The sequence below is a fragment of the Trinickia soli genome, from assembly GCF_002879855.1.
Classification (GTDB): domain Bacteria; phylum Pseudomonadota; class Gammaproteobacteria; order Burkholderiales; family Burkholderiaceae; genus Trinickia; species Trinickia soli.
The window spans coordinates 158,059-179,075 of record NZ_PNYB01000002.1; the positions used below are offsets into that span (position 1 = coordinate 158,059).

Consider the following 21,017-nt stretch of genomic DNA (forward strand, 5'->3'; position numbering starts at 1 on the left):
ACGAAGGAGAAGCGCAATGAAAGTAGCTATCGTCGGAGCCGGGCTGATCGGCCACACCATCGCCCACATGCTGCGTGAAACCGGCGACTACGAAGTCGTGGCGTTCGATCGCGATGCGCATGTGCTCGAGAAGTTGACGCGTGAGGGGATTGCGACGCAGCGCGTCGATTCGGCCGATTCGAATGCGATCCGTGCCGCGGTCCAAGGCTTCGACGCGTTGGTCAACGCGCTGCCGTATTACCTGGCGGTCAACGTCGCTGCGGCGGCGAAGGCGGCCGGTGTTCATTACTTCGATTTGACCGAAGACGTGCGTGCGACGCACGCGATTCGCTCGCTGGCCGAAGGCGCGCCGCAAGCGTTCATGCCGCAATGCGGTCTCGCGCCGGGTTTCATCGGCATTGCCGCGCACGAACTCGCCAATCGCTTCACCGAAGTGCGCGAAGTGAAGATGCGCGTGGGCGCGCTGCCGGAATTTCCGACGAACGCGTTGAAGTACAACCTGACCTGGAGCGTCGACGGCCTCATCAACGAGTACTGCCAACCGTGCGAAGCGATTCGCGACTCGCGTACGCAATGGGTCCAACCGCTCGAAGGGCTCGAGCACTTCTCGCTCGACGGTACCGAGTACGAAGCCTTCAACACGTCAGGCGGACTTGGCACGCTTTGCGAAACGCTCGCGGGCCGCGTCGAATCGCTGGACTATAAATCGGTCCGCTATCCGGGCCATCGCGACCTCGTCAAGTTCCTGCTCGAAGACCTGCGGCTTGCAAGCGATCGCGACACGCTCAAGACGATCATGCGTCGCGCCGTGCCGTCGACGTCGCAAGATGTCGTGCTGATTTTCGTGACGGTGACGGGCATGCGCGACGGGCAACTGATCCAGGATGTGTTCACGCGCAAGATTTTCGCCAAGACTGTCTGCGGTATGCCGATGAGTGCGATCCAGATCACGACGGCGGGCGCGATGTGCGCCGTGCTCGATTTGTTCCGCGAAGGCAGGTTGCCCCAAAGCGGCTTCGTGCCGCAGGAGCGCGTTTCGCTGCGCGACTTCCTCGCGAATCGGTTCGGCCGGCTGTACGAAGGCGCAACGCTTGACGCAATGGCGACTGTTTAACGTCTATAGCAGGCGTCGGTTGCCGGGGGGCGGCCTGAGAGACGCGGCGCGGTCTACCGCGTCGCATCGTAAACGCGGTGCTGAGCAGGGCCTCGAGAGAGCCGCGTAAGAAGAGGGAAGCCACGCATGCGACGATGCATGCGTGGCGAACCTCCCTGTTTCAGGGCGATTTCTTTCGCTGCATCCCTCAGTTCATTGTCAGGAGGCGTTCGCGGCCCTTTACGATTCCTTCAATAGCTCATGCAGCAGCGCGTCGAACCCGACCTTCGTCGGCACCGTGTTGTCGAACATAATGAGTCCTTCGCGCGCTTTTCCGCTTGGCGCGAATCGCCGTTGTCGATATTCGTCCCAATGCGCGAGCTTATAGGCGTCGTTGGGATTGTGGCGCGCGATGATGCGCGCGTGTGCCGTTTCTTCCGACGTATAGACCCAGACGATACGCAGTTTCACGTCGCTGCCTACGCCGAGCCAGTGGCGGTCGAATAGTTTGCGTTCGCGCACTTCGCGCGATAGCGGGCCGACGACGATGACGCTCACGCCGAGTTCGAGGTTTTCGCGTGCCGTATCGAGCAGCCCCTGATATTCGGGTTCACGCAAATGTTGCAGGTAGAGCGGACTGTCGCGATCGTTCGGGTCACCCGTCAACGCGCCCATTGCCGCTGCGCTGTAACGGCCGTACAAAGTGTCCTTGTCGAGCAGGCAGAACGCTTCGCCCGTCTCGCGCATGAGCGGGCCGACGAGGCGCTTGGCGATCGTCGTCTTGCCCGTGCCGGCATGGCCGCAGAAGAAAACGAGGTGAGTCACGAAGCGATTCCTTGCTAAAGAGGGGGGCTTGGGCCATGACCGTATAGCGCCGAAACGATCAAGCACGGCCGGGCATGGCCGTGCGCGGCCGCCAGGCACGGGTGCAGACATAAAACGTCCGTCGACGTGGCATCTTATCAGTCCTACCCGTGTCGATATGGCCGCTGCGAATTCGTGAGCGCTTCAGCGCTGATCGATGGGCTCGTCAATGGCTACCGGGCACGCGTGCCGGCTTTTCGCCGCGAGCCTCGGCAGGCGTCAAAACGAGAAGATGAACGCGCGGCCCAGGCAACAGGGGTGTCTTGCGCCCCTCCACCCACGCCTCGTGACCCGCGAGAAAATATGCGCTCATCGGATGGCCGCTCTGACCCCCCGGCATGTTGAAGATGCCGAGATCCTCATGTCCCGGCGAGATGACCATCCGCTCGGATTGGCCAAATGTCGGGGTCGCGACCCGCGGCATGTTGCCATCGCCGGGCAATGCATCTGCCGGCGCTGCGAGCCATCGGGACAGTGCGGGAAACACCGCTGCAAACGGATGAACGATATGGGCGGTATTGCTTTGCCCCCACGTGGCGTCTTTCAGTGCGGCTCCGCCTCGCGTCAAGCGGGCGATCGAATCGTCGATCGCAGCCAGTTCAATTTCCCGCCATGTCTTTCGACGCAGGGGTAGCCAGTTCGATGGCTGTTGATCGACAAGACGTGCCAGTACGGTCGGCCATCGGGATGTGGCTTGGGCAAAGCTTGCGGATGGGTCGAGCTTGCGCATCTCACGATCGGCTTCGCCAAATAGCTCCGCATACAGGCTACTCAGGTAGCGACGGCTCAAGCGATATGCCACGGACCCGACGCAGGCGCAGCCATCCCACCGTTCGAGCAACAGCCGTTTGAATTCAGCGCGCTGAGGGTGATTGGCCAACGCGCGTTCGTCGAGCGCGCGTAAGGCGCGCTCGCGCCAAGCTGACATGAACAACGCGCGATCGTCCAGGCCGGGTGCGTAGGCTGCTGCTTCGTCGAATGAGGGTCGCGCCGCGAGGTCGTCGCGGATCTGACGCGCTCGCGCGCCGGGGTCTGCGCCGCCGTCGCCGATCACGTCGTAACCTGCGCCGGCCAATTGGCGCGAATTGGCCGACCAAAGCAGACCGGACGCCGGGTTCACGATCGACGGATGGTCGTCCGCAGGGAGCCGGGAGCGCCATCCTTTCGTCGGGGCGTCGGACGCGTAGGGGAAGGTGGCCTCGAAGGAGGCGCGTCGGTCAGGCATGGCGCCCGCGATGGTCCAGCCGACGTTGCCCGCGACATCGCCGACAATGAGGTTCTGTGCAGGGATGCCTGCCGCCTGACCCGCGGCCAATGCTTCGGGAACATCGGCGGCCGCTTCCGCGCGAAGCAGGTTCAGATTCACCGCGCCTTCGTCTTCAGCGATCCATCGGACGGCATAGCGTCGATCGCCTGCCTGCCACACCGGCCCCAGATCGGTTTGCGCGACACGTATCGTTTCGTCGGGTGCGCCGCGCACGCGCAACACCTCCTCGCGGAATCGAAGCGGGGCCCAGCCGTTCGCCGTTCGATAGGCATCGGGATGGTGCGAATCGGACTGCAATTGAACGAGATCGAGATAATCGCCGTATCTGTTCGAAAAGCCCCACGCCACTGCGCCATTGCTGCCCGCGACGACTGCCGGCGTGCCGGGCAACGTCACGCCGACGATACGCCGCAGCTTACCCATCGACGCAGGGTACTCGAGCACGGCTCGATACCAGATGTTGGGAAGACGGAGCCCGAGATGCATGTCGTTGGCGACGATCGCGCTGCCGGTCGTCGAGTGTTTGCCCGATACCGCCCAGGCGTTGCTGCCTGTCGCCGTGCCGAACGGCAGGTCGGACAACGCGTCTCGCTCATGCAGTACAGCGACAGCCTGCGCTGACGGTGACGGGCCGCCGAACCACTCGGGTGCGGCGCCGTCGATCGGTGTTGCGCCACACTGCATGGAAGGCGCATCGAGCGGCGCATCCCATCCGCTGCATTCGGGCAACAAGGTGCGCAGCGCCTGCGCATCGGTGTGTGCGCGCAGCCAGCCGCGCGCGAACTCGCGGTGCAGCAGGTTGCCTTGCAATTCGAAGTACATCGACCAGATCACGAGCAAGCTGTCCTCCGGGCGCCACGGTTGCGGCTTCGTGCGCAATACGAGGTACTCGAACGGGCGTACGCGCAGTGCCGCGAGCCCGGCATTGACGCCGGCTGCATAGCGCTCGAGGATCCTGCGGTCGGCCGGGGAAAGGCGTGCAAGCGCCCGGCCGGCGAGAGCGTCGAAGCCATAGATGCGGCGTTCGCGATCGACCTTGAGCGCAGCGGGTCCGATCAGAGCCGCCAGCGTCCCCGCCGAGGATCGCCGCAATAGATCCATCTGGAAGAAGCGATCCTGCGCATGGGCAAATCCTGTGGCGTAGGCAACGTCTTCACGCGTGGCCCCCGAGATTGTCGGCACGCCCTCCGCGTCGCGTGCGATCGAGACATTGGCTTGCAATCCGCTTGCAGGCGCGGCGCCATCGAGCGACGGCAGGCTCAGCGAGAACGCCAGGACGCCAGCGGCCGAGATCAGCGCGAACAACGCGGCAATCCACTTCAGCATCATGCGAGCGCGCCGGTTGACATGCTGCTTTTGCATTGACGTGCATCCTTCCTTTCATTGAATCGCGTCGCCCCGTCCCGGCATGGCATGTGAAGTCATGCGACGACACGGCGACCGATGCTTCGATACGCATCGAAACAAGCTGTGCCCATGCGCGGCTATAGTCTGCCTTCCTGCCGTGCGGCCCGCAGCGCGGGGAGCACGCGATGCCTCGGAGACCTTCGATGAATCAAACCGCCGACGCCAAATTGATGCTGCATATTTTCGACACCTGGCACGATACGGTCCGCAAACGAGATCTGAAGTCTACCGCTGCGCTCTACGCTACGGATGCGGTGCTCGAAACGCCGTTGGCACTCGCTGTCTATCCTGAGCGCAAGTCCGGCCTCATTACGGGCAGGGAAGCGATCCTCACGTTCTTCGAAGACAGCATCCGCAAGTTTCCCAGCGATCTCTCGCAGTGGTATCGAACCGGGGTGTTCTTCGTCAACGGCAGACAGTTGACCTGGGAGTATCCGCGCGTCGCGCCCGCCGGCGACCAGGTCGACCTGATGGAGATGATGGACATCGGCCACGATGGCCTGATCGCGAGTCATCGCGTCTACTGGGGCTGGAATGGCGTCAAGCTGCTGACGTCCGCTTTGGCGCGAGATCTATGACAGAGGGGCGAGGCGGGCGGCGGCTGGCGATCGTTGGCGGCGGCGCGAGCGGGGTTGCGGCATTCGTGGCGGCGGTCAGGTACGGCGTCGCGCAATCGATCGACATCGTCGATCCAAGGGGGATCGGACGCGGGACGGCGTTCGCCGCGCGGCGCGCTGCGTTGCTTTGCAATACCTCGGTCGAAACGATGTCGATCGTCGATGACAACCCCGATGACTTTCTGGCCTATCTGCACTCGATCGGCGTGCCCGCGACGCGCGATGCGTTCGTCCCGCGCGCTCATGTATCGAGCTACCTGACGTCGCGTTACGAGCAGTTTGCCGCGCTTGCGCGCGCGGCCGGCATCGAAACGCGCCTCGTGCGAGCCGCCGCGTCAGGCATCGACAAAGCGGCGCGTGGCGGCTACGTCGTCTCGCTCGATAACGGCACGGCGCTCGATGCGACGGACGTGCTCGTTTGCACGGGGCACGGCGGCCCGTATCTGCCCGATGCGGTCAAGCCGCATGTCGGCGCACCGCTTCTGTTCGAGAGCCTGTATCCGGAAGATCGCGTGCTCGCTGCGCTCGAACCCGCCTCGCGTGTGCTCGTTCTCGGCAGCCGATTGTCTGCCGTCGATTCGGCGCTCCTCTTGTGCGCGGCGGGGCACATCGTTGAGATCGTGTCGCCGTCGGGGCGCTTGCCGGCGGTCCGGACGGCGACAACCCGTGCCTGTCCCGTAGCGGTCGATACAAAGGGGCTCGCGCAGATCGATCTGGATTCGGATGGGTCCTCGCTATCGTGGCGGCTACTACGGATCGTTGCGCGTTCAGCGCGCGCGGTACACGGGCGAGCCTTGAGCGCTCAAGTGGTACGCGCATGCGCGCCGATCGAGCGCATGCGTCGCGAGGCCGAGCTCGCACGGCGCGGCATGACCGATTGGCAAGACATTCTCGTCGCCTATATGGATGCGGCGCAGAGGCGATTGCGCGGCGAGAGGCTCGAGCGTCAACGGCGTGCGCTGGCCGAATGCGCACGCGTCGTCGGCCGCTATCTGTTCGCCTGTCCGCTGCAAAGCGCCGAGAAACTGCTGGAGTACGCGCAGGCTCAGCGCTTGACAGCGAAAGCGGGGAGCCCCGCGCAGCTGCATTTCGGCGCTCGCTGGAGCGTGCGCTGGAAAGAGGGCGGACAGGACGCATATGATGCGATCGTCTGTGCGACCGGGTTTCATAAAGCATCGTCAGGGGCGATGGCAGAGGGCTTACGGTTCGATGATCCGGCGGCCGCCGACACGACGATACACGTTGGCCCCGACTTGCGCGTGGTGCTGCCGGGGGCGGCGCGCCCCGAACGGATCTGGCTGCTCGGTCTTGCCTCGCAAGCGGGCACGCCTATCGTCAATGCCGTCTATCAATCGGTGCGCCAGGCGTTCGAGGTTTGCCGCGCGTGGCACGAGGGCGATGCCCTGCATCAATCACAAGGATTCGTAGCCGAGGAGGCGCAATGAGACTTTACGGCGATCGGGGTTCGAGCAATACGCGTCGCGTGTTGACGGTGATCGATCACCTGAATCTGGATGTCGAATTCAGATTCGTGAATCTTTTTGTCGGGGAAAACCGCACACCCGAATATCTTGCGCTGAATCCGAACGGAACGATTCCGACTTTCACCGATGGCAATCTCACATTGTTCGAAGCGTCGGCCATCATGATCTATTTGGCCGAAAAAACCGCCTCCACGTTATGGCCGCCAGGCCTCGCGCGCTTCGAGGTGTTGAAGTGGATGTTCTGGGCCGCCGAGCATTTCCGGCGCGGCCCGTCCGTGCTGATCGACGAGCGCTTTATCCATCGGCTAAAGGGGCAGCCTGAAGATCCGGCTTTGGTCGCTGACGCGATGAAATCGATTCACCGCTATGCGGCCGTCCTCGACAGTCACTTGCGCGATCGCGCATTCGTGGTAGGCGAAACGCCGACGCTCGCCGATATCGACCTCGCGTCACCGTTCAGCCATATCGCACGTACGCGTGCCCCCTTCGATGTCTATCCGAATCTGGGCGCCTGGCATGCGAGGTTGTCGGAGGCCATACCGGCCTGGCGAACGAGCGGCGCCGACCTGGAGCGCCGGATCGCCGAAATAGAAGCGTCGTTCGAAGGCGGCGACGCGGCGCGCCACGGCGTTGCGCCGCTGGCCGCAGCGCAAGCCTGATGCCGCCGATCGGCAGGCGCGCTAGGCGCTTTCGCGGTAATCGTTGAAAGCGGACGTCGGGTTTTTCAACGCGTCGAGATCAATGCCGAAGTGCTCGCGCAGTGCATCCGAGCCGGCCGGCGTCACCGTGACTGCACGTGTGTCCCGACCCCGGCGCAGCCATGTCCACGCGCAGAACCCGTTCATCAAATGCGCGCCGAGAGGACCGGCGATGTGGTATTGCCGCTCCGTCCAATCGAGGCAGCGATGCGCGTGGCCCGTCTGATTGGCGAACGGGCCGCCCACATCCAGCCCCAGCCGCTGCAGCAACGCGTGACCGGCCGGCGTCAGTTCGTACTCGTATTCGCTGCGTTCGACGAGATACGCTCGCGCCAGCATCGCCTGGGTGACGGCCACGCCGACCTGTCCCGCCAGATGGTCGTAACAGCATCGGGCAAAGCGCAGTTCGCGCGCGCAGCGGTTCGGCGTCGACCGCCATTCCTGCGTCACGGGGCCGACCGAAGCGAGGCTCTCCAGCACGCGCGGAACGTGCGGTCCCGCGAGGCTGTAGTAGCGGTGCCGTCCTTTACACTCGACGCGCAGCAATCCGCCATCGAGCAGTTTCGAAAGATGCGAACTGGCCGTCTGCGCCGTGACGCCCGCAGCATCCGCGAGTGCGCCCGCCGAGCGTGCGCTTCCATCGGCCAGCGTGATCAGGATGACCGCACGCACGGGCTCTGCGATCAAATGCGCCACCGTGGAAATATTGTGCTGACTCACTGTTGCCCTCGGGTTCGAACAATCAATTTATCGTTATTTCGTAGATTCTTTAAAAAATCAGTATGTTTCGATACGCCTCGAAGCATTCTCGATGAGTAAACGATTATAGTCAACAGGCCATTCCGAACCGGGCCGAACCACGTGAATGAAACGAACGAATATAAAAAAAGCGTCTTATTGGCGACAAGTTTGAGCTATGTCGTAGTTATTCTCGATACGACAATCGTCAATATTGCGCTCGGCAGAATTGCCGCGTCGCTGGGCGCCGACGTCACCGGGCTGCAGTGGGTCGTCAATGCTTACACGCTGACATTCGCCAGTCTGCTGCTGACAGGCGGGCTGCTGGGCGATCGGCTCGGCGCTCGCCAGGTTTACCTGGCCGGGCTGCTGGTATTCGCAGCCGCCTCCGCGCTGTGCGGAATGTCCGCGAATCTCACGATGCTCGTCGCCGCGCGCGTGTTGCAGGGCGTGGGGGCCGCATTGCTCGTGCCGTGCTCGTTGACGTTGATCAGCGCGGCCTATCCCGATGCGAAAGAGCGCGCCGGCGCGATCGGCGTCTGGGCCGGATGCGGTGGCGTTGCCATGGCGGCCGGGCCGCTTGTCGGCGGCCTGCTCGTTCACTGGCTTGGATGGCGCAGCATTTTCGTCGTGAACGTGCCGATCGCCGCCTGCGGCGCATTGCTGACATTACGCATTCCCGCGGGACGGCGCGCCCGTGTCGAACATATGGACTTCGCCGGTCAAGCGGCGGCTATCGTCGCGCTCGCTTGCTCGGTCGCCGTGTTGATCGAGGGCGTAAAGCTGGGCTGGACATCGGCGCTGGTCATGGCGGGTATCGCCGGTGCGATCTGCGGTTGGGTCGGGTTCGTCATGATCGAGGGCCGTCGCGCCCAACCCATGCTGCCGCTCGGTTTATTCCGCAATCCCGTTTTTTCCGCGTCGGTATTCGTTTCCCTGGTGTCGGCGCTCGTGTTCTACGGGTTGTTGTTTCTGCTGAGTTTGTATTTCCAGGAGGGGCGCGGTTGGCAATCGCTGCGTACCGGTCTTGCGTTCCTGCCATTGACGGTGATGGTGACCGCAGGCAGCTTCTCGGCCGGGCGGCTCGGGGCCGCGTTCGGAACCCAGCGTGTCGTGCTGATGGGGTTTTTGCTCTATGCGCTCGGTTTTGCGGGGTTGCTTGCGCTTGCGCATGAGGCGCCGTATTGGAGAATTGCGCTTTGCTTTCCGGCTGTCGGCTTTGGCTCGGGCGTGATTACGCCGGCCGCGACGGCGACGCTGCTCGGCGCCGTCGACAAAACGCGTGCGGGCGTTGCCGCGGGCGTGCTCAACGCAAGTCGGCAAACCGGGTCCGCATTCGGCGTCGCCATCTTCGGCGTGCTGATGAGTCTGATCCAACCGACGGGCGTCGGCGTGCGCTTCGCGGTGTGCCTCGCCATCGTGCTGTCGCTGCTGGCCGCGTTCTGTTGGCGGATGACGCTTTCGTTCGCGGCGCGGGCGCCGGGAGCCGTCGCCTGATTCCCCGAACCGTTTTGTCGCCTATCGTGCGCGCATGCCGCGCCCGGACCTTCGCGTGCTCGCAGTTTCACTTTCGCTTCGCCCAAGAAAAGGACTTGAAATGCGCTATTCGCCAACAAACGACCCGATGGATCTCGTTGGAATTGGCATCGGGCCGGCAAACCTGAGCCTGGCCGCACTGCTCAAGCGCCAGCCGCATGTACGCGCCCGCTTCTTCGATCGCCGTGCCGGGTTTCAGTGGCACGCGGGCCTGATGCTGCCCAATGCATCGCTGCAGGTGCCGTTTTTGAAAGACCTCGTCAGCCTCGTCGATCCGACGAGCGAGCTTTCGTTTCTTCAATTCCTGGCGAAACAAAAGCGCTTGCTGTGCTTTATCAACGCGAATTTCCCGCAGGTCCTGCGGCGCGAATTCAATCAGTACTATCGGTGGGCATGCGAGCAATTGGACAGCCTGCACTTCGGTTGCGAAGTGCAGGCCGTCGAACTCGATCGCGATTCGCTCGTCGTGCGCGGCAACGATTGGGCACAGCCCACGCGCAACCTCGTACTCGGCACGGGCCTGCAACCTGCGGTGCCCGATTGCGCGAAGCCGTGGCTCGGCGCCACGTTGCTGCACGCGTCCCAGTATCTGATCAACAACAACCCGGTCGAAGGCAAGCGCGTCGTCGTGATCGGCGGCGGACAGACAGGGGCTGAAGTGTTTCATCATCTGCTTTCCGATTCCGGAGCGATGCCGGCGAGCGTCACATGGGCGTCGCGTCGTTGGAATTTCGCGCCGCTCGACGAATCGTCGTTCACGAACGAGCTTTATACGCCCGGCTATAGCAATTACTTCTACGACTTGCCGGAAAGGCTGCGCGCGACGTTGCTTGCCGAGCAAAAGCTCGCGAGCGATGGCGTGTCGCCCGCATTGCTCGAGGCGATCTATCGGCGCGTCTACGAACTGCGCTACGTCACCGGCATGTCGTGCAATCTGCAATTGCGGCCAGCGCGCGCGTTGATTGCCGTGACGCGCCGCGGCGACGGTTGGTCGCTGACGCTCGGGCACCAGCAGCGACAAACGCACGAGACCGTCGACGCCGATATCGTCGTGCTTTGCACGGGCTATGTATACGGGATGCCGGCATGCCTCGATGCCATCGCGGACCGCATCGATCGCTGCGAGGACGGCTACAACGTCAACCCCGATTATTCGATCCGCTGGGATGGTCCGGCCGACTGCCGGATATTCGTGCAGAACGCTGCGAAGCATCAACGTGGCATAGCCGATCCCAATCTCGGGCTGATTCCATGGCGGTGCGCGCAGATCATCAACAGCGTGGCCGGGTCTCAGTTGTACGACGTGGACGAGGCCGCGCCGTTCGTGCATTGGGAGGCGCAGCCTATGCCCGTTCAGAGCGGCGCCCCCGACCTGGAGATGATGTCGTGACCGCTGGCTCCAATGACGAGAACGCGGGGCGCGCTGCGTTCGAACCGATATTGATTAGCACCCCTGAGGATATGACGCCGCCGCCCGCGGCTGTGCCGGGCGCGCCGTTTATCGGGGAGGCAGAAGAGGCGGTCGATATTCGCGGCGTGCGCCTGTTCATGCATGTGTTCGATGCACGGCTGCGCAGTGCATCGCTGCGTAGCTCGCGTTTCACGATCGAACCGGGCTGCGGCACGCATGAGGATCGCCACGCCGTGCGCGAGATCTGGTTCGTGTCGCAGGGCCAGCTCGAAGTCTGCTACGACGGCGAGTGCTATCGCGTCGAAGCGGGACAAGCCTTGTTCTTCGAACCTTGGAGGCCGCATTTCACGCGCAACATCGGCGTGGAAAGGGCGGAAATCTTCTCCGTTTGGTGGGCGTGATATGACACGCGACTATGACCTGCTCATCGTTGGCGGCGGCATCGTGGGCGCGTGGACGTTGTGGCTCGCACGGCGACGCTTTCCGCAATGGCGGATTCTTCTGATCGAGCGCTTTCGCAACAGCGACGGCGCGACCGCGCACTCTGCCGGCGTATTGCTCGCAACGGGCCGCACGCCGCGCGAACGGCGCCTTGCAGCGCTCGGTGCCGAACTGTACCGCGAGATCGGGGAGCCGCTCGGGTTGCGCACGTCCGCTGCAGAGGTATTTTGGGTAGCCGATGCGGCGCGTACGCCGGCACTGCGGCAAGTCGCCGTCGGCTTTTCGATCGATGAAGCTGCTGTGCCGCCGGCGCACCTGCGCGACCGGCTGTTGGCGCCGCTCGAATTGCGCACGAACGAGGTATTGCTGCGCGGAGGGACTGCCGTGAGCCACGATCCTGCCGCGATCGCGCGCGGGTTGATCGAGGCCAGCCTGCAAGAAGCGAACGTATCTTGTATCGAGGGCGCCGGCGTACGCGGAATCTTGCCGGGCGAGGCGAAGGTCGAACTGACGCTCGAGGACGGCGCTGTCGTGTCGGCCGCACGCGCTGTCATAGCCGTCGGGCCGTGGATCGTGGGCGAGCCGTTCGCGCAATCGTTCGCGGCGCTTGCATCCATCCGTGCGCTGCGCATCAAGAAAGTCGTCGCGTTACATGTCGACTGCGTGCCGCCGGCGGATGCCGCCGCCGTGTTCTTGCCCGAAGCAGACGCGTACCTGATGCCGTTGCCGCTGCGCAGGCAATGGCTTTTCAGTTTTCGTGCCGACGAATGGGACTGCCGTCCGTTCAAACATGCGCTCGAGATTTCGCCGCACGATCGCGAACTCGCGCTTCGTATCGTCGACCGATATGGACTGGGCGCGCGCGAAGCGTATCGCGGAGGAAGAGTCTTCTGCGATGCCTATACGCCTTCGGGCGAACCGCTCGTCGAACGTGTGCCGAACGCGCCGATCGTCATCGCGGGCGCGGGCAGCGGTGCAGGCTTCAGACTCTCGCCCGGGCTCGCCGACGAGGCGTTGCGCCTTTTGAGCGATTGACCCTTACACGCCGTCGCTCCTCATGTCATTGCCAACCTTCGAGATCGTCATGCACGTCGAACCGCAAAAGTTCTTTCTGATGCCGATTCCGCCGACGCCCAACGGCCGATTGCATTTGGGCCATATCGCCGGGCCGTATCTACGTATGGACATGCTGGGCCGCTATTTGCGCACGCAAGGGCATCGGGTGGATGTCGTATCGGCCGTCGACGGTTTCGATTCGTATGTGCTGTGGAAGGCCCTGCAGGAAGGTCGCACGCCGCAGGATGTGTGCAGCGATTATCATCGGCAGATCGCGCACGACCTGGCCTCGCTCGATATCGTCGTCGATGATTTCCTCGACCTCGTGCAAGGGCCGCATGCTCGCCGGCACGCGGAAAACGCGCGCCGTGCGATCGAGCGTTTGGTCGAACGCGGATTGACCGAGACGATCGTCGAGAAGGTGTTGTACAGCGAGAAGACAGGGCGCTACCTGGCGGGCGCGTGGCTCGTCGGTCATTGCCCGCAATGCGGCGCGGGGGCGGCAGGCTACTTCTGCGAAGCGTGCGGCGCCCATTTTCGTCCGCAGGCGATGGTCGAGCCGCGCGCGCGCATGGGCGACGATGCGCTCGAATGGCGCGAGGTCGAAAGCCTGTTCCTCCGTATCGACGAAGAAGAGCCGCTGCTTCGCTCGATCGCGGCAAGCGGTGCGTCGCCGCGCTTCATGGATGTGGTTCGCCGCTTCCTGGCGCAGGAGGGGCGACGCGTGCGGCTGACCGCGCCGGGCGAGTGGGGCGTGGCGTGGAGCGCGGACCGCTTCGGCAATCCTCGCGTGCTGTTCGAAGCGGGCTGGGAGTATGCGCTGACGTGCGGCGATCAGTGTGCGAGCGAAGCGGACGAAATGCATCCGATGTATCGCAACTGCGACACGACAACCCTCGTGAGCTTTGGCATCGACAACGCGGTGTTGCTGCTTGCGGGCAGTGCCGCAGTGATGGGAGCGCTGCCCGACTGCAAGCCGTTCGACTATGTGTTGACCAACTACTTTTACAACCTGCAAGGCGAAAAGTTTTCGACGAGCCGGCTGCATGTCGTGTGGGCCGCCGATATCGTGGAAGCGACGCCTGCGACGAGCGACGCCGTTCGATATTTTCTCGCGCGCGAAAGTCCTGAAGAGGAGACGACGAACTTCGACGTCGATGCCTTCATCGCCTTTGTCAACGATGAGCTCGTGTCGACCTTGCAAGCCCGTATTCATACCGCGGGTGCCGCGCTCGATAACCTGAGTGGAGAGCTGGTCCAGATCTGCGAGCCCCTATCCGGCGAACTCGCCGCGATGCTCGAGGCGCTCGGCGTGTCGTTTCGATTGAATGCCGTGACGGTTCGCGGCGCATGCGCGGTCTTGCTCGCGTGGACGATGCGGCCGGGGATCGACCTCAGCGATGCAATCCAGGCATATGGCTGGCTGAAGGGGCTGGCCTGCATCGCAGCGCCGGTAATGCCGCGTCTTGCGAACGAGATATGGTGGGCGCTCGGCCACGACGGCGCGCCGTTGCAGGCGCAGTTGTGGACGGCGACACGGCCTCGCGGCGGCCTTGCCGTGCGTCAATGGTTCGCACCGCTCCAGCGCGATTCGCTCGATCGTTGCTTGCCAGCGGGGCAGCTGCGGGAGCGGAGCGCCGCCCATGCGTGAAACCGCCGATGTCGTCGTGATCGGCGCAGGCACGACCGGTTGTGCGATTGCGTGGCATCTCGCTCGGAGTGGGGCGGCCGTGCGGCTCGTCGAACGTTCGGACATCTGCGCCGGCTCGTCAGGGGCGTCGCCCGGTATCGTGCGGCAGTATTACGCCGATTCGACGCTCGCGATTTTGGCGCGTGCGGGGCTTGACGCTTATCGGCGTTGGAGTGAAATCGTAGGCGGCGAGTGCGGGTATCGGCGCACGGGTTTCGCCACGGCTGTGTCCATGGCGCAAGAACATGCTGCGCGGGCGCACGTTGCCGCTTTGCAGGCGAAGGGAATCGCGCTCGAATGGTGGCCCGTGGAGGTATTGCACCGCCGGTTCCCCGATCTGCAGAGCGACGATCTGGCGGGTGCGGTATTCGAAGCCGATGCGGGCTACTGCGATGCGCGGGCGACGGCGCTGACGTATGCCAACCGCGCCCGTGCGTACGGCGCCGCCATCGATGTCCAATGCGCCGCACTGAGTATCGGCGTGCAGGGCGGTCGCGTCGAAGGGGTCGAGACCGAGCGTGGCCGGATCGATTGCGGCGTTGTCGTGAATGCGGCCGGGCCGTGGGCGGCGACACTGGCTGCGCGATGCGCAGCGCCGCTGCCGATCGCAGCGTCGCGGCAGGGTGTCGCGATTCTGCGTATCGGCCACGAGACGAGCGGCATGTTGCCCGGCTTTTCCGATCGGGATGCCGGTTTCTATCTTCGCCCCGACTCGCCGGGTCGTTACGTTATCGGCTCGTTGCGGGCAGACGATTCGGGCCCGACTTCCCCGGACAACGTTGAGCGAGCTATGGACGACGCCGAAGCGATCCGTTACCGGGATCGTGCGGCGCGAAGATTTGCACGCCTTGCCGAGGCGATTCCGATCGGCCGGCGCGTGTCGTTCTTCGACGATACGCCTGACGGCAATCCGCTGTTCGGCCCGGATCCGCGCGTGACCGGGCTCTTCGTCGCGGCGGGGCTGTCGGGACACGGCTTCAAGTTTGCGCCAGTGTTCGGTCAGGCGGCTGCCGACTGGGTGTTCAGCCGGCGGATGCGGCCGGAGATGCGCGCGTTTGCGGTCGAACGCACGTTGGGGTGAGGGGCGGCTTCATTTCAAGCCGCGGTATCGGGAAGACCGACGAGCCGCGCCGCGGGCGAGCGCACGATCACGCAAGCCTGGATAGCGAAAGCGAGCACCGCAACGACGAGACACGGTTGGGCGCCGGCCGTGCCTCCAAGCACCGCGCCGATCAGCGTGCCGATTGGCCGTGCGCCGTAGGTTGCCGTGCTGATGAGCGCCGACACGCGTCCGAGCATCGATTCGGGCGTGACGGCTTGTCGCAGCGTCGTGGAACTGATGACCCAAAGTATCGGGCCGAAGCCCAACTGAAAATACGATGCGGCGGCCAGCCACGGCGAAGGGGCGAGCAGGGTGAGGCAAAGCGTGAGCGATGCGGCCAATCCGCACAGCGGCCCGACGATGATCACCTGGCCCAGCCGAAAGCGCGCCATGACATGCGGCGCCACGAGCGCTCCGACGATCATGCCTGCGCCATATGCGGCCAACGTTGCGCCAACTTCGATGGGAGACAGTCCAAGTTGACGGCTTGCGTAAGGGACGTAGACCGCCTGTATCAGGAAGAAACCTACATTGAAAAATATCGCGGTCATCGCGATAGCCCGCAACAACGGGTTGCCGGTGACGAAGGCCGCGCCTTCGCGCAATTCCGACGCGAACTGCCTGCGAGGGGGCGGTGTACGTGTCGGCTCGTCTATACCTGCGAGCAGCAGCGCGGCTGAAGCGGAGAGTGCGGCAGCGACGACAAAAGCGGAGGCGGCGCCGATCACGCCGACAAGCAAGCCGCCAAGCGCCGGTCCGGCCGAGTACGCGATGCTGCGCGCCAATTCGGTTCTACCGTTGGCCTTGGCCCAGCCACCGCGTTCGACGAGCGCGGTGATCAGCGAGGGCGATGCAACGTTGTACGCGACGGTGCCGCATGCGCCGATGAACCCGCACACGGCGAGCAGCGGCAACGACAATCTGCCGGAGACGACAGCGGCCAATACGACGAGTAAAGCGACACAACGCACCGCCTCCGCTCGGGCCATGAGCTTTTTGCGCGAAGCCTGATCGGCGCGCACGCCGAGCGCGATCGACAACAACAGGAACGGGAGCGTCTGTGCCGTTTGCAGCCAACCCGTCTGGCCCGGTCCCGCGCCGAGGGCAAATACGGCGACGATGGGCGTGGCGGCAAGGCCGATCTGTTCGGCAGATTGTGCGGCGAGGTTCGACCACGCCAATCGGTGGAAGGCGCGTGGCAGCTCTGTGGTGGCGGAAGGTTTGATTGCACTGTGTACCGGCATGGCGGGCGGTCCGTATCGGGATTTCGGTCGGACTATCCTCGCTGCAGCCGTCATCGCCAGCTAGCCGAATCTTGCGGTTTCATATCCGCGTTTCGCCGTTTCGCCGTTTCGCAGCTTTACCGATTTACCGCATTACGCTTAGTGTCGGTGCCGGTGATGGATGTCGGGGAAATGCGCGTGCGAGTGCGTGATGGGCAGGTGAACATGCGAATGAGTATGGGGCTCGTCGCTGTCGTACTCAAAATCGTGCTTGTGTTGATGATGTTCGTCGTGGCGATGCCGGTGCGTATGTTCGAGACGATCATGCGTGTGGTCGTGCTCGTGGCGCTCGCGCACGTGCAGCCAAACGCCGAGCGCCATGAACATCGCGGCGATCCAGAATGTGATCGAAGGCAACTCGGGCCATAGGACTAGCGAGAGCGCGACGCCGAAGAGCGGCGCGACTGAAAAATACGCGCCTGTGCGTGCCGTTCCCAAATGCCGAAGCGCGACGACGAACAGCACGAGGCTTACCCCATAGCCGGCGAAGCCCGTCAGCATAGCGGCAGCGACGAGGCTGGCGGACGGCAACGTGGCGCCCAACGAAAATGCGATCGTGAGATCGACGGGGCCCGCAATCAAGCCCTTCAAACACGCGATCACCATCGCGTCGTTTGCGGCGACCTTGCGCGTCAGGTTGTTATCGATCGCCCAACACAGACACGCGCCGAAGATCAGCAATGCGCCGACCGAAAGCGCGAAATGGCCGGGGTGCAATGAGAGAAGGACGCCGCCGGCGACGATGGCGAGCATGCCGAGCAATACTTGGACATCCACGTTCTCGCGAAAGACAACCCATGCAATGACCGCGGTCAGGACACTCTCGAGGTTCAGTAAGAGCGAGCTCGTCGCCGCTGGCGTGCTCGACAAACCGAGCATGAGCAGGGCGGGGCCCGCCACGCCCCCGGCGAGAATCGCACCGAAGAGCCAAGGCCATTCGGTTCGCTGAAATCGGTGTTGCGCGGCCGATCCCGCGTCGCCTTGCCGCCATCGCCGGATCGCGATGCAGGCGCAGAGCCCCAGGCCGCTGCCGAGATAAAAGAGGCCGGCCACCAGGAAGGCGGACATGGATCCCAGGAGCGCTTTGGCAAGCGGCGTGGCGGCGCCGAATAACGCGGCAGCGGCGAGGGCGATGAGGATTGCGTTGCGTTGCGGATGCATGTGCGGGGCAAGGGGGCAGCGGCATGCTGCAGTTATCGCGCAGTTTACCGAATCCGCTGGAGAAAGCCGGCTTCTGCAAGGGGGCCGCGTCGATCGACTGCGACAGAAAGCGCCGATCGAGCAGGGGCTGGCTTGAGTGCGGTTCCGCTCCATGCGGTTTCTCCGCGGCAATCATGTCGTAGCAGATACCGCGTGCAATCAATCGGTCGCTGCATCTCCTGATTAGCGGCAATTACCGTATCGCCACGCCGGAATCACGGCGTTCTCGCCTTTGCATGCGAAACGGCCGCACAGAGGTGACGCCGAACGCGCGCGGCGGACTTTGCTTAGTCGAAAGTATTCGTTCGCTTTCGTTGCTGCGCCTTCGATACTTGTCCTTCAATTCGCGTGCGGGCAAAGTGCCCCGCGAGACGGACGACGCGCGGTCGCGGGGCTCGTTGTCCTGGGTTCCGGGTACGGATCGAGCATCGCCGACAGCCACCTCTGCGTGTTGCGCGAGCGGTTCGTGTCGCCGGCCGACGGTTGCTCCGCGTTCGATCCGAATCGGTCCGGCCGCCCGGCGTGACCACGAGGACGCGCTTCCACTTCCATTTCACCAACACGTCTCAGCCGCTCATATGAAAAGCACACGAATCTCCACTGGCACCGAGGGCACATCGAATTGGGACGAACCCGAGAATGTCGCGCCTCGCTCTCCTTCCGCCCGCTTGCGCGCCGAAGCGCCCGCGGTTAGCGCCGTGCTCGCCGATTTACGGCCGTGGCGTCGGCAGGCCAACACAGGCGGACCGAACTTACCTCCGCGGGGATCGGCGCCGCACATGTCCAATGCGAGCCCGAGTGCATCGCGTCGGATCAGTGGGCGAACGGACTCCGATGTCTCGGCGGACTCGTTTCGCAGCGTGGCCACCCACCTCTCGACCGAATCATCGAATACGACCGGCGCGCCCAGACTTTCGCACGAGCGCATCGTCACGCGAGAGATTTCATTCGCTTCTCTGACGTCATCGGTCAACGCCATGCCAGAGAACGACGCGGCAGGGGAGCCACCGAATGCCGACGCGGAAGGCATGCCGGCACCGGTTCCGGCTGCCAGACGGGAACAACTGCTCGAGGACTACCTAACCGCCACTCGACGCCCGCTCGATCTGGGGCGCGCACTCGCCGCGATCAAGCTGCGATGCGCCGCCGAGGTCTTTTGCGAGAAAAACGAATGGGCCCGCTTTGCGCCCCGCCTCCCGAAAACAGGCGCAGCGCGACGGCGCTTCGAGGAATTGACCGCCGTCCCGGCGGACGAACTCGTCGCGGATGTACAGGCTCATCCTCAGCACTATACGAGGACCCTGCTCACGGACCTCGCCCAATATCATTTGCTGAATGCGCTGAACATCGACATCGAGCTATATAAGCAAGGCATTCACAAGGCTGGTCTGTACGAAGGACTACACAGCGTCGCGGGGCGCGTTACCACGGTGACGGCCTCGGGCCTCACCGCCGGCGTCTCTATGATTCCGGGTACCGATCACGCACTGAAGGCCGCTCAAAAGGCCGTCAGAATCCTGGCGCACGAGCTGCCGGCCAATATCGTCAACCCCGCTTTGACCGGTAGGCTGCGATCGATAACAGACGTCAAGGAAGCATTCAAACGCGTGGGCGGGCAGCCCGTCGTGGCGCCGCAAATCGAACGGAGCCCCGACATGGGAGCGATCGTGCGGTCGCTCCGGACGCAGCGTCGCGAACTGACCCACGCGACAATCCAGTTTCGGGAGGCCGCGCTAACGGAAGCCGGCGGTGGCGAAGCGATGGGCCCCATGGTCGACGCTTTCCTCGCTTTGCACGACACTGCGGACCGGCAATACAGGCGCCGGATCGGCCTGAATAGAACGCAGACTTACAGCAAAGGCTGGGGCATGGCGGTGAACGGAGTTGCCGCCGCGGGCGCCGTCGTGACGTCGACCGTGCCCGTCGTTGGACAGATCGCAGGGCCGGCCATACTGGCGGCCACCGTACCGATGCAGTGGGGAGCGGGCTACCTCGACGAGCGGCGCAACAAGCATCGCTACAACCTGCGCGCGAACACCAAGTGGGGAGACTTCCTGACCGAAGGCGCGGCGCGCATCCACTTCAGGGATCTGACGACCGAGCACGTTTCGGAAGCTGCGCTCAGACGGTCTTTCACGACCCAGCCGGAAGTGCAAATCGCCGCCGTTCGTGAGGTATACGAAGACGCACTGGGCGAATGGGTGCAGCAGCATGCGGAGTTGGAGCGGAAAGTTGGCGCCATGGAATCGAGCGGAACCACACCCGTCCGCGCGCTGATGCCGCATCGTACGCAGTTGGCGCAACTGACCGAGCAGATCGAACTGGCCAAGCAACACGCGGCTGACTTTGAATCGTTCGACCCGGCGCGGTGGGCCGCCATCCCTGGAGACAGCCTTATCGGCCGCTGCCTCGACGACCTCAAACAACTCGAGAAAGCGAATCGTCGCGCCCGCCTTCGGAAGCCTGGGGAAAGCGCGCAAATCGTGCAGCGTTATGTTCAAGCCTTCCATGCCGGCGTATCGACGGGTAGCGCGCTGCCGATCGTCGATGCCTTGACGGCAACGGATTCGTCGTATATCACCGACGCACAAGGCCATCAAACACATCATCTGCGCCCGCCTGACGAAGCAGGCGCACTGACCGCAGGCATCGGGGGCGGCGCAGTGTTCACGGCCGCCACGGGCGAGGTTCGCATGACCAAGGCCGACAACAAGAAGCTGCTGTCGCAAACATACGTAAGCCATCTGCAAACACGATTGCATGAAGCACGTTGGGTGTTTCAGGCGGGAGACAAGCGCGTGGACTTGCGCACCACTGCGGGCTATCGCAAGCACGTTCATTCGACGTGGGACGAACTCAGATTGCTCGGCCGCGCAGTCGGACACGGCTTGGTGAGCGGACCGGTCGGGCTTGCCAACCTCGTACGTGCGAAATGGTGGCCTCGTGGCGAGTTGCGTCTCGCGAAGCGTCAGTTGCGCGACAGCCTCGACGCACTCGAACAGGCGGGACTGCCGCGGAACCCACCGCCGGACGGGCGTAGAGCGAACACGCTCTCAGCCATGAAGGACGAGCTTTACGACTATGCGGCGGTGCGCAGGCATCTGGGCGTGGACGCCGCCGCGTAGCAGTA

At 63.8% G+C, this 21,017-nt stretch carries 16 protein-coding genes; 11 read left to right on the top strand and 5 right to left on the bottom strand.

Annotated elements, in window-relative coordinates; all coding sequences use genetic code 11:
* The first annotated feature begins 16 nt into the window (after window positions 1–16).
* Window positions 17–1,114, top strand: coding sequence for a saccharopine dehydrogenase family protein (locus C0Z19_RS03015; RefSeq protein WP_102608311.1), 1,098 nt, complete (start codon window positions 17–19; stop codon window positions 1,112–1,114).
* Window positions 1,115–1,333: 219 nt separating this feature from the next.
* On the opposite strand, the gene C0Z19_RS03020 is transcribed toward C0Z19_RS03015, so the two are convergent.
* Together C0Z19_RS03020 and C0Z19_RS03025 are read right to left on the bottom strand one after the other, a co-directional pair.
* Window positions 1,334–1,918 carry a P-loop nucleotide/nucleoside kinase family protein gene (locus C0Z19_RS03020; protein ID WP_102608312.1) on the bottom strand — a complete coding sequence of 195 codons (585 nt, stop codon included), beginning with the start codon at window positions 1,916–1,918 and terminating at the stop codon, window positions 1,334–1,336.
* Between the two features lie 205 nt (window positions 1,919–2,123).
* Entirely contained in the window at window positions 2,124–4,586 is a 2,463-nt protein-coding gene (locus C0Z19_RS03025; protein ID WP_233195974.1) for a penicillin acylase family protein, read from the bottom strand.
* A 188-nt stretch (window positions 4,587–4,774) separates the two neighbouring features.
* Here C0Z19_RS03025 and C0Z19_RS03030 point away from each other — a divergent pair, with 188 nt between their 5' ends.
* The 3 genes from C0Z19_RS03030 to C0Z19_RS03040 are packed head-to-tail and all read left to right on the top strand — an operon-like array spanning window position 4,775 to window position 7,391.
* Window positions 4,775–5,209, top strand: a complete 435-nt coding sequence (locus C0Z19_RS03030) for a nuclear transport factor 2 family protein (RefSeq protein WP_102608313.1) — start codon at window positions 4,775–4,777, stop codon at window positions 5,207–5,209.
* Window positions 5,206–6,693, top strand: coding sequence for an FAD/NAD(P)-binding protein (locus tag C0Z19_RS03035; RefSeq protein WP_102608314.1), 1,488 nt, complete (start codon window positions 5,206–5,208; stop codon window positions 6,691–6,693). Before C0Z19_RS03030 ends, C0Z19_RS03035 begins: the two co-directional genes overlap by 4 nt.
* Window positions 6,690–7,391, top strand: coding sequence for a glutathione S-transferase family protein (locus C0Z19_RS03040; protein ID WP_102608315.1), 702 nt, complete (start codon window positions 6,690–6,692; stop codon window positions 7,389–7,391). Before C0Z19_RS03035 ends, C0Z19_RS03040 begins: the two co-directional genes overlap by 4 nt.
* 21 nt (window positions 7,392–7,412) lie before the next feature.
* Here the strand turns inward: C0Z19_RS03040 and C0Z19_RS03045 are convergent, their stop codons facing one another.
* Window positions 7,413–8,150: an ArsR/SmtB family transcription factor gene (locus C0Z19_RS03045; protein WP_102608316.1), complete on the bottom strand. Its 738-nt coding sequence runs from the start codon at window positions 8,148–8,150 to the stop codon at window positions 7,413–7,415.
* Between the two features lie 189 nt (window positions 8,151–8,339).
* Here C0Z19_RS03045 and C0Z19_RS03050 point away from each other — a divergent pair, with 189 nt between their 5' ends.
* The 6 genes from C0Z19_RS03050 (at window position 8,340) to C0Z19_RS03075 (ending at window position 15,383) form a co-directional block, all read left to right on the top strand.
* Window positions 8,340–9,665 carry an MFS transporter gene (locus tag C0Z19_RS03050; RefSeq protein WP_233195975.1) on the top strand — a complete coding sequence of 442 codons (1,326 nt, stop codon included), beginning with the start codon at window positions 8,340–8,342 and terminating at the stop codon, window positions 9,663–9,665.
* Between the two features lie 127 nt (window positions 9,666–9,792).
* Window positions 9,793–11,094: a lysine N(6)-hydroxylase/L-ornithine N(5)-oxygenase family protein gene (locus C0Z19_RS03055; RefSeq protein ID WP_233195976.1), complete on the top strand. Its 1,302-nt coding sequence runs from the start codon at window positions 9,793–9,795 to the stop codon at window positions 11,092–11,094.
* Entirely contained in the window at window positions 11,091–11,516 is a 426-nt protein-coding gene (locus C0Z19_RS03060) for a cupin domain-containing protein (protein WP_233195977.1), read from the top strand. Before C0Z19_RS03055 ends, C0Z19_RS03060 begins: the two co-directional genes overlap by 4 nt.
* A 1-nt stretch (window position 11,517) precedes the next feature.
* Window positions 11,518–12,591, top strand: coding sequence for an NAD(P)/FAD-dependent oxidoreductase (locus C0Z19_RS03065; protein ID WP_102608320.1), 1,074 nt, complete (start codon window positions 11,518–11,520; stop codon window positions 12,589–12,591).
* 22 nt (window positions 12,592–12,613) lie between these two features.
* A complete protein-coding gene (locus tag C0Z19_RS03070) occupies window positions 12,614–14,263 on the top strand; it encodes a methionine--tRNA ligase (protein ID WP_233195978.1) in 1,650 nt (549 codons plus the stop codon).
* A complete protein-coding gene (locus C0Z19_RS03075) occupies window positions 14,256–15,383 on the top strand; it encodes an NAD(P)/FAD-dependent oxidoreductase (protein ID WP_102608321.1) in 1,128 nt (375 codons plus the stop codon). Before C0Z19_RS03070 ends, C0Z19_RS03075 begins: the two co-directional genes overlap by 8 nt.
* A gap of 14 nt (window positions 15,384–15,397) precedes the next feature.
* Here C0Z19_RS03075 and C0Z19_RS03080 read toward each other — a convergent pair whose 3' ends face one another.
* Together C0Z19_RS03080 and C0Z19_RS03085 are read right to left on the bottom strand one after the other, a co-directional pair.
* Window positions 15,398–16,648, bottom strand: a complete 1,251-nt coding sequence (locus tag C0Z19_RS03080) for an MFS transporter (protein WP_102608322.1) — start codon at window positions 16,646–16,648, stop codon at window positions 15,398–15,400.
* 138 nt (window positions 16,649–16,786) lie between these two features.
* The gene (locus C0Z19_RS03085; protein ID WP_102608323.1) at window positions 16,787–17,848 is read right to left on the bottom strand and encodes a DMT family transporter; all 1,062 of its coding nucleotides are present in this window, start codon (window positions 17,846–17,848) and stop codon (window positions 16,787–16,789) included.
* An 818-nt stretch (window positions 17,849–18,666) separates the two neighbouring features.
* Here C0Z19_RS03085 and C0Z19_RS03095 point away from each other — a divergent pair.
* Window positions 18,667–21,012 carry a hypothetical protein gene (locus C0Z19_RS03095; RefSeq protein WP_199180748.1) on the top strand — a complete coding sequence of 782 codons (2,346 nt, stop codon included), beginning with the start codon at window positions 18,667–18,669 and terminating at the stop codon, window positions 21,010–21,012.
* Window positions 21,013–21,017: the final 5 nt, after the last annotated feature.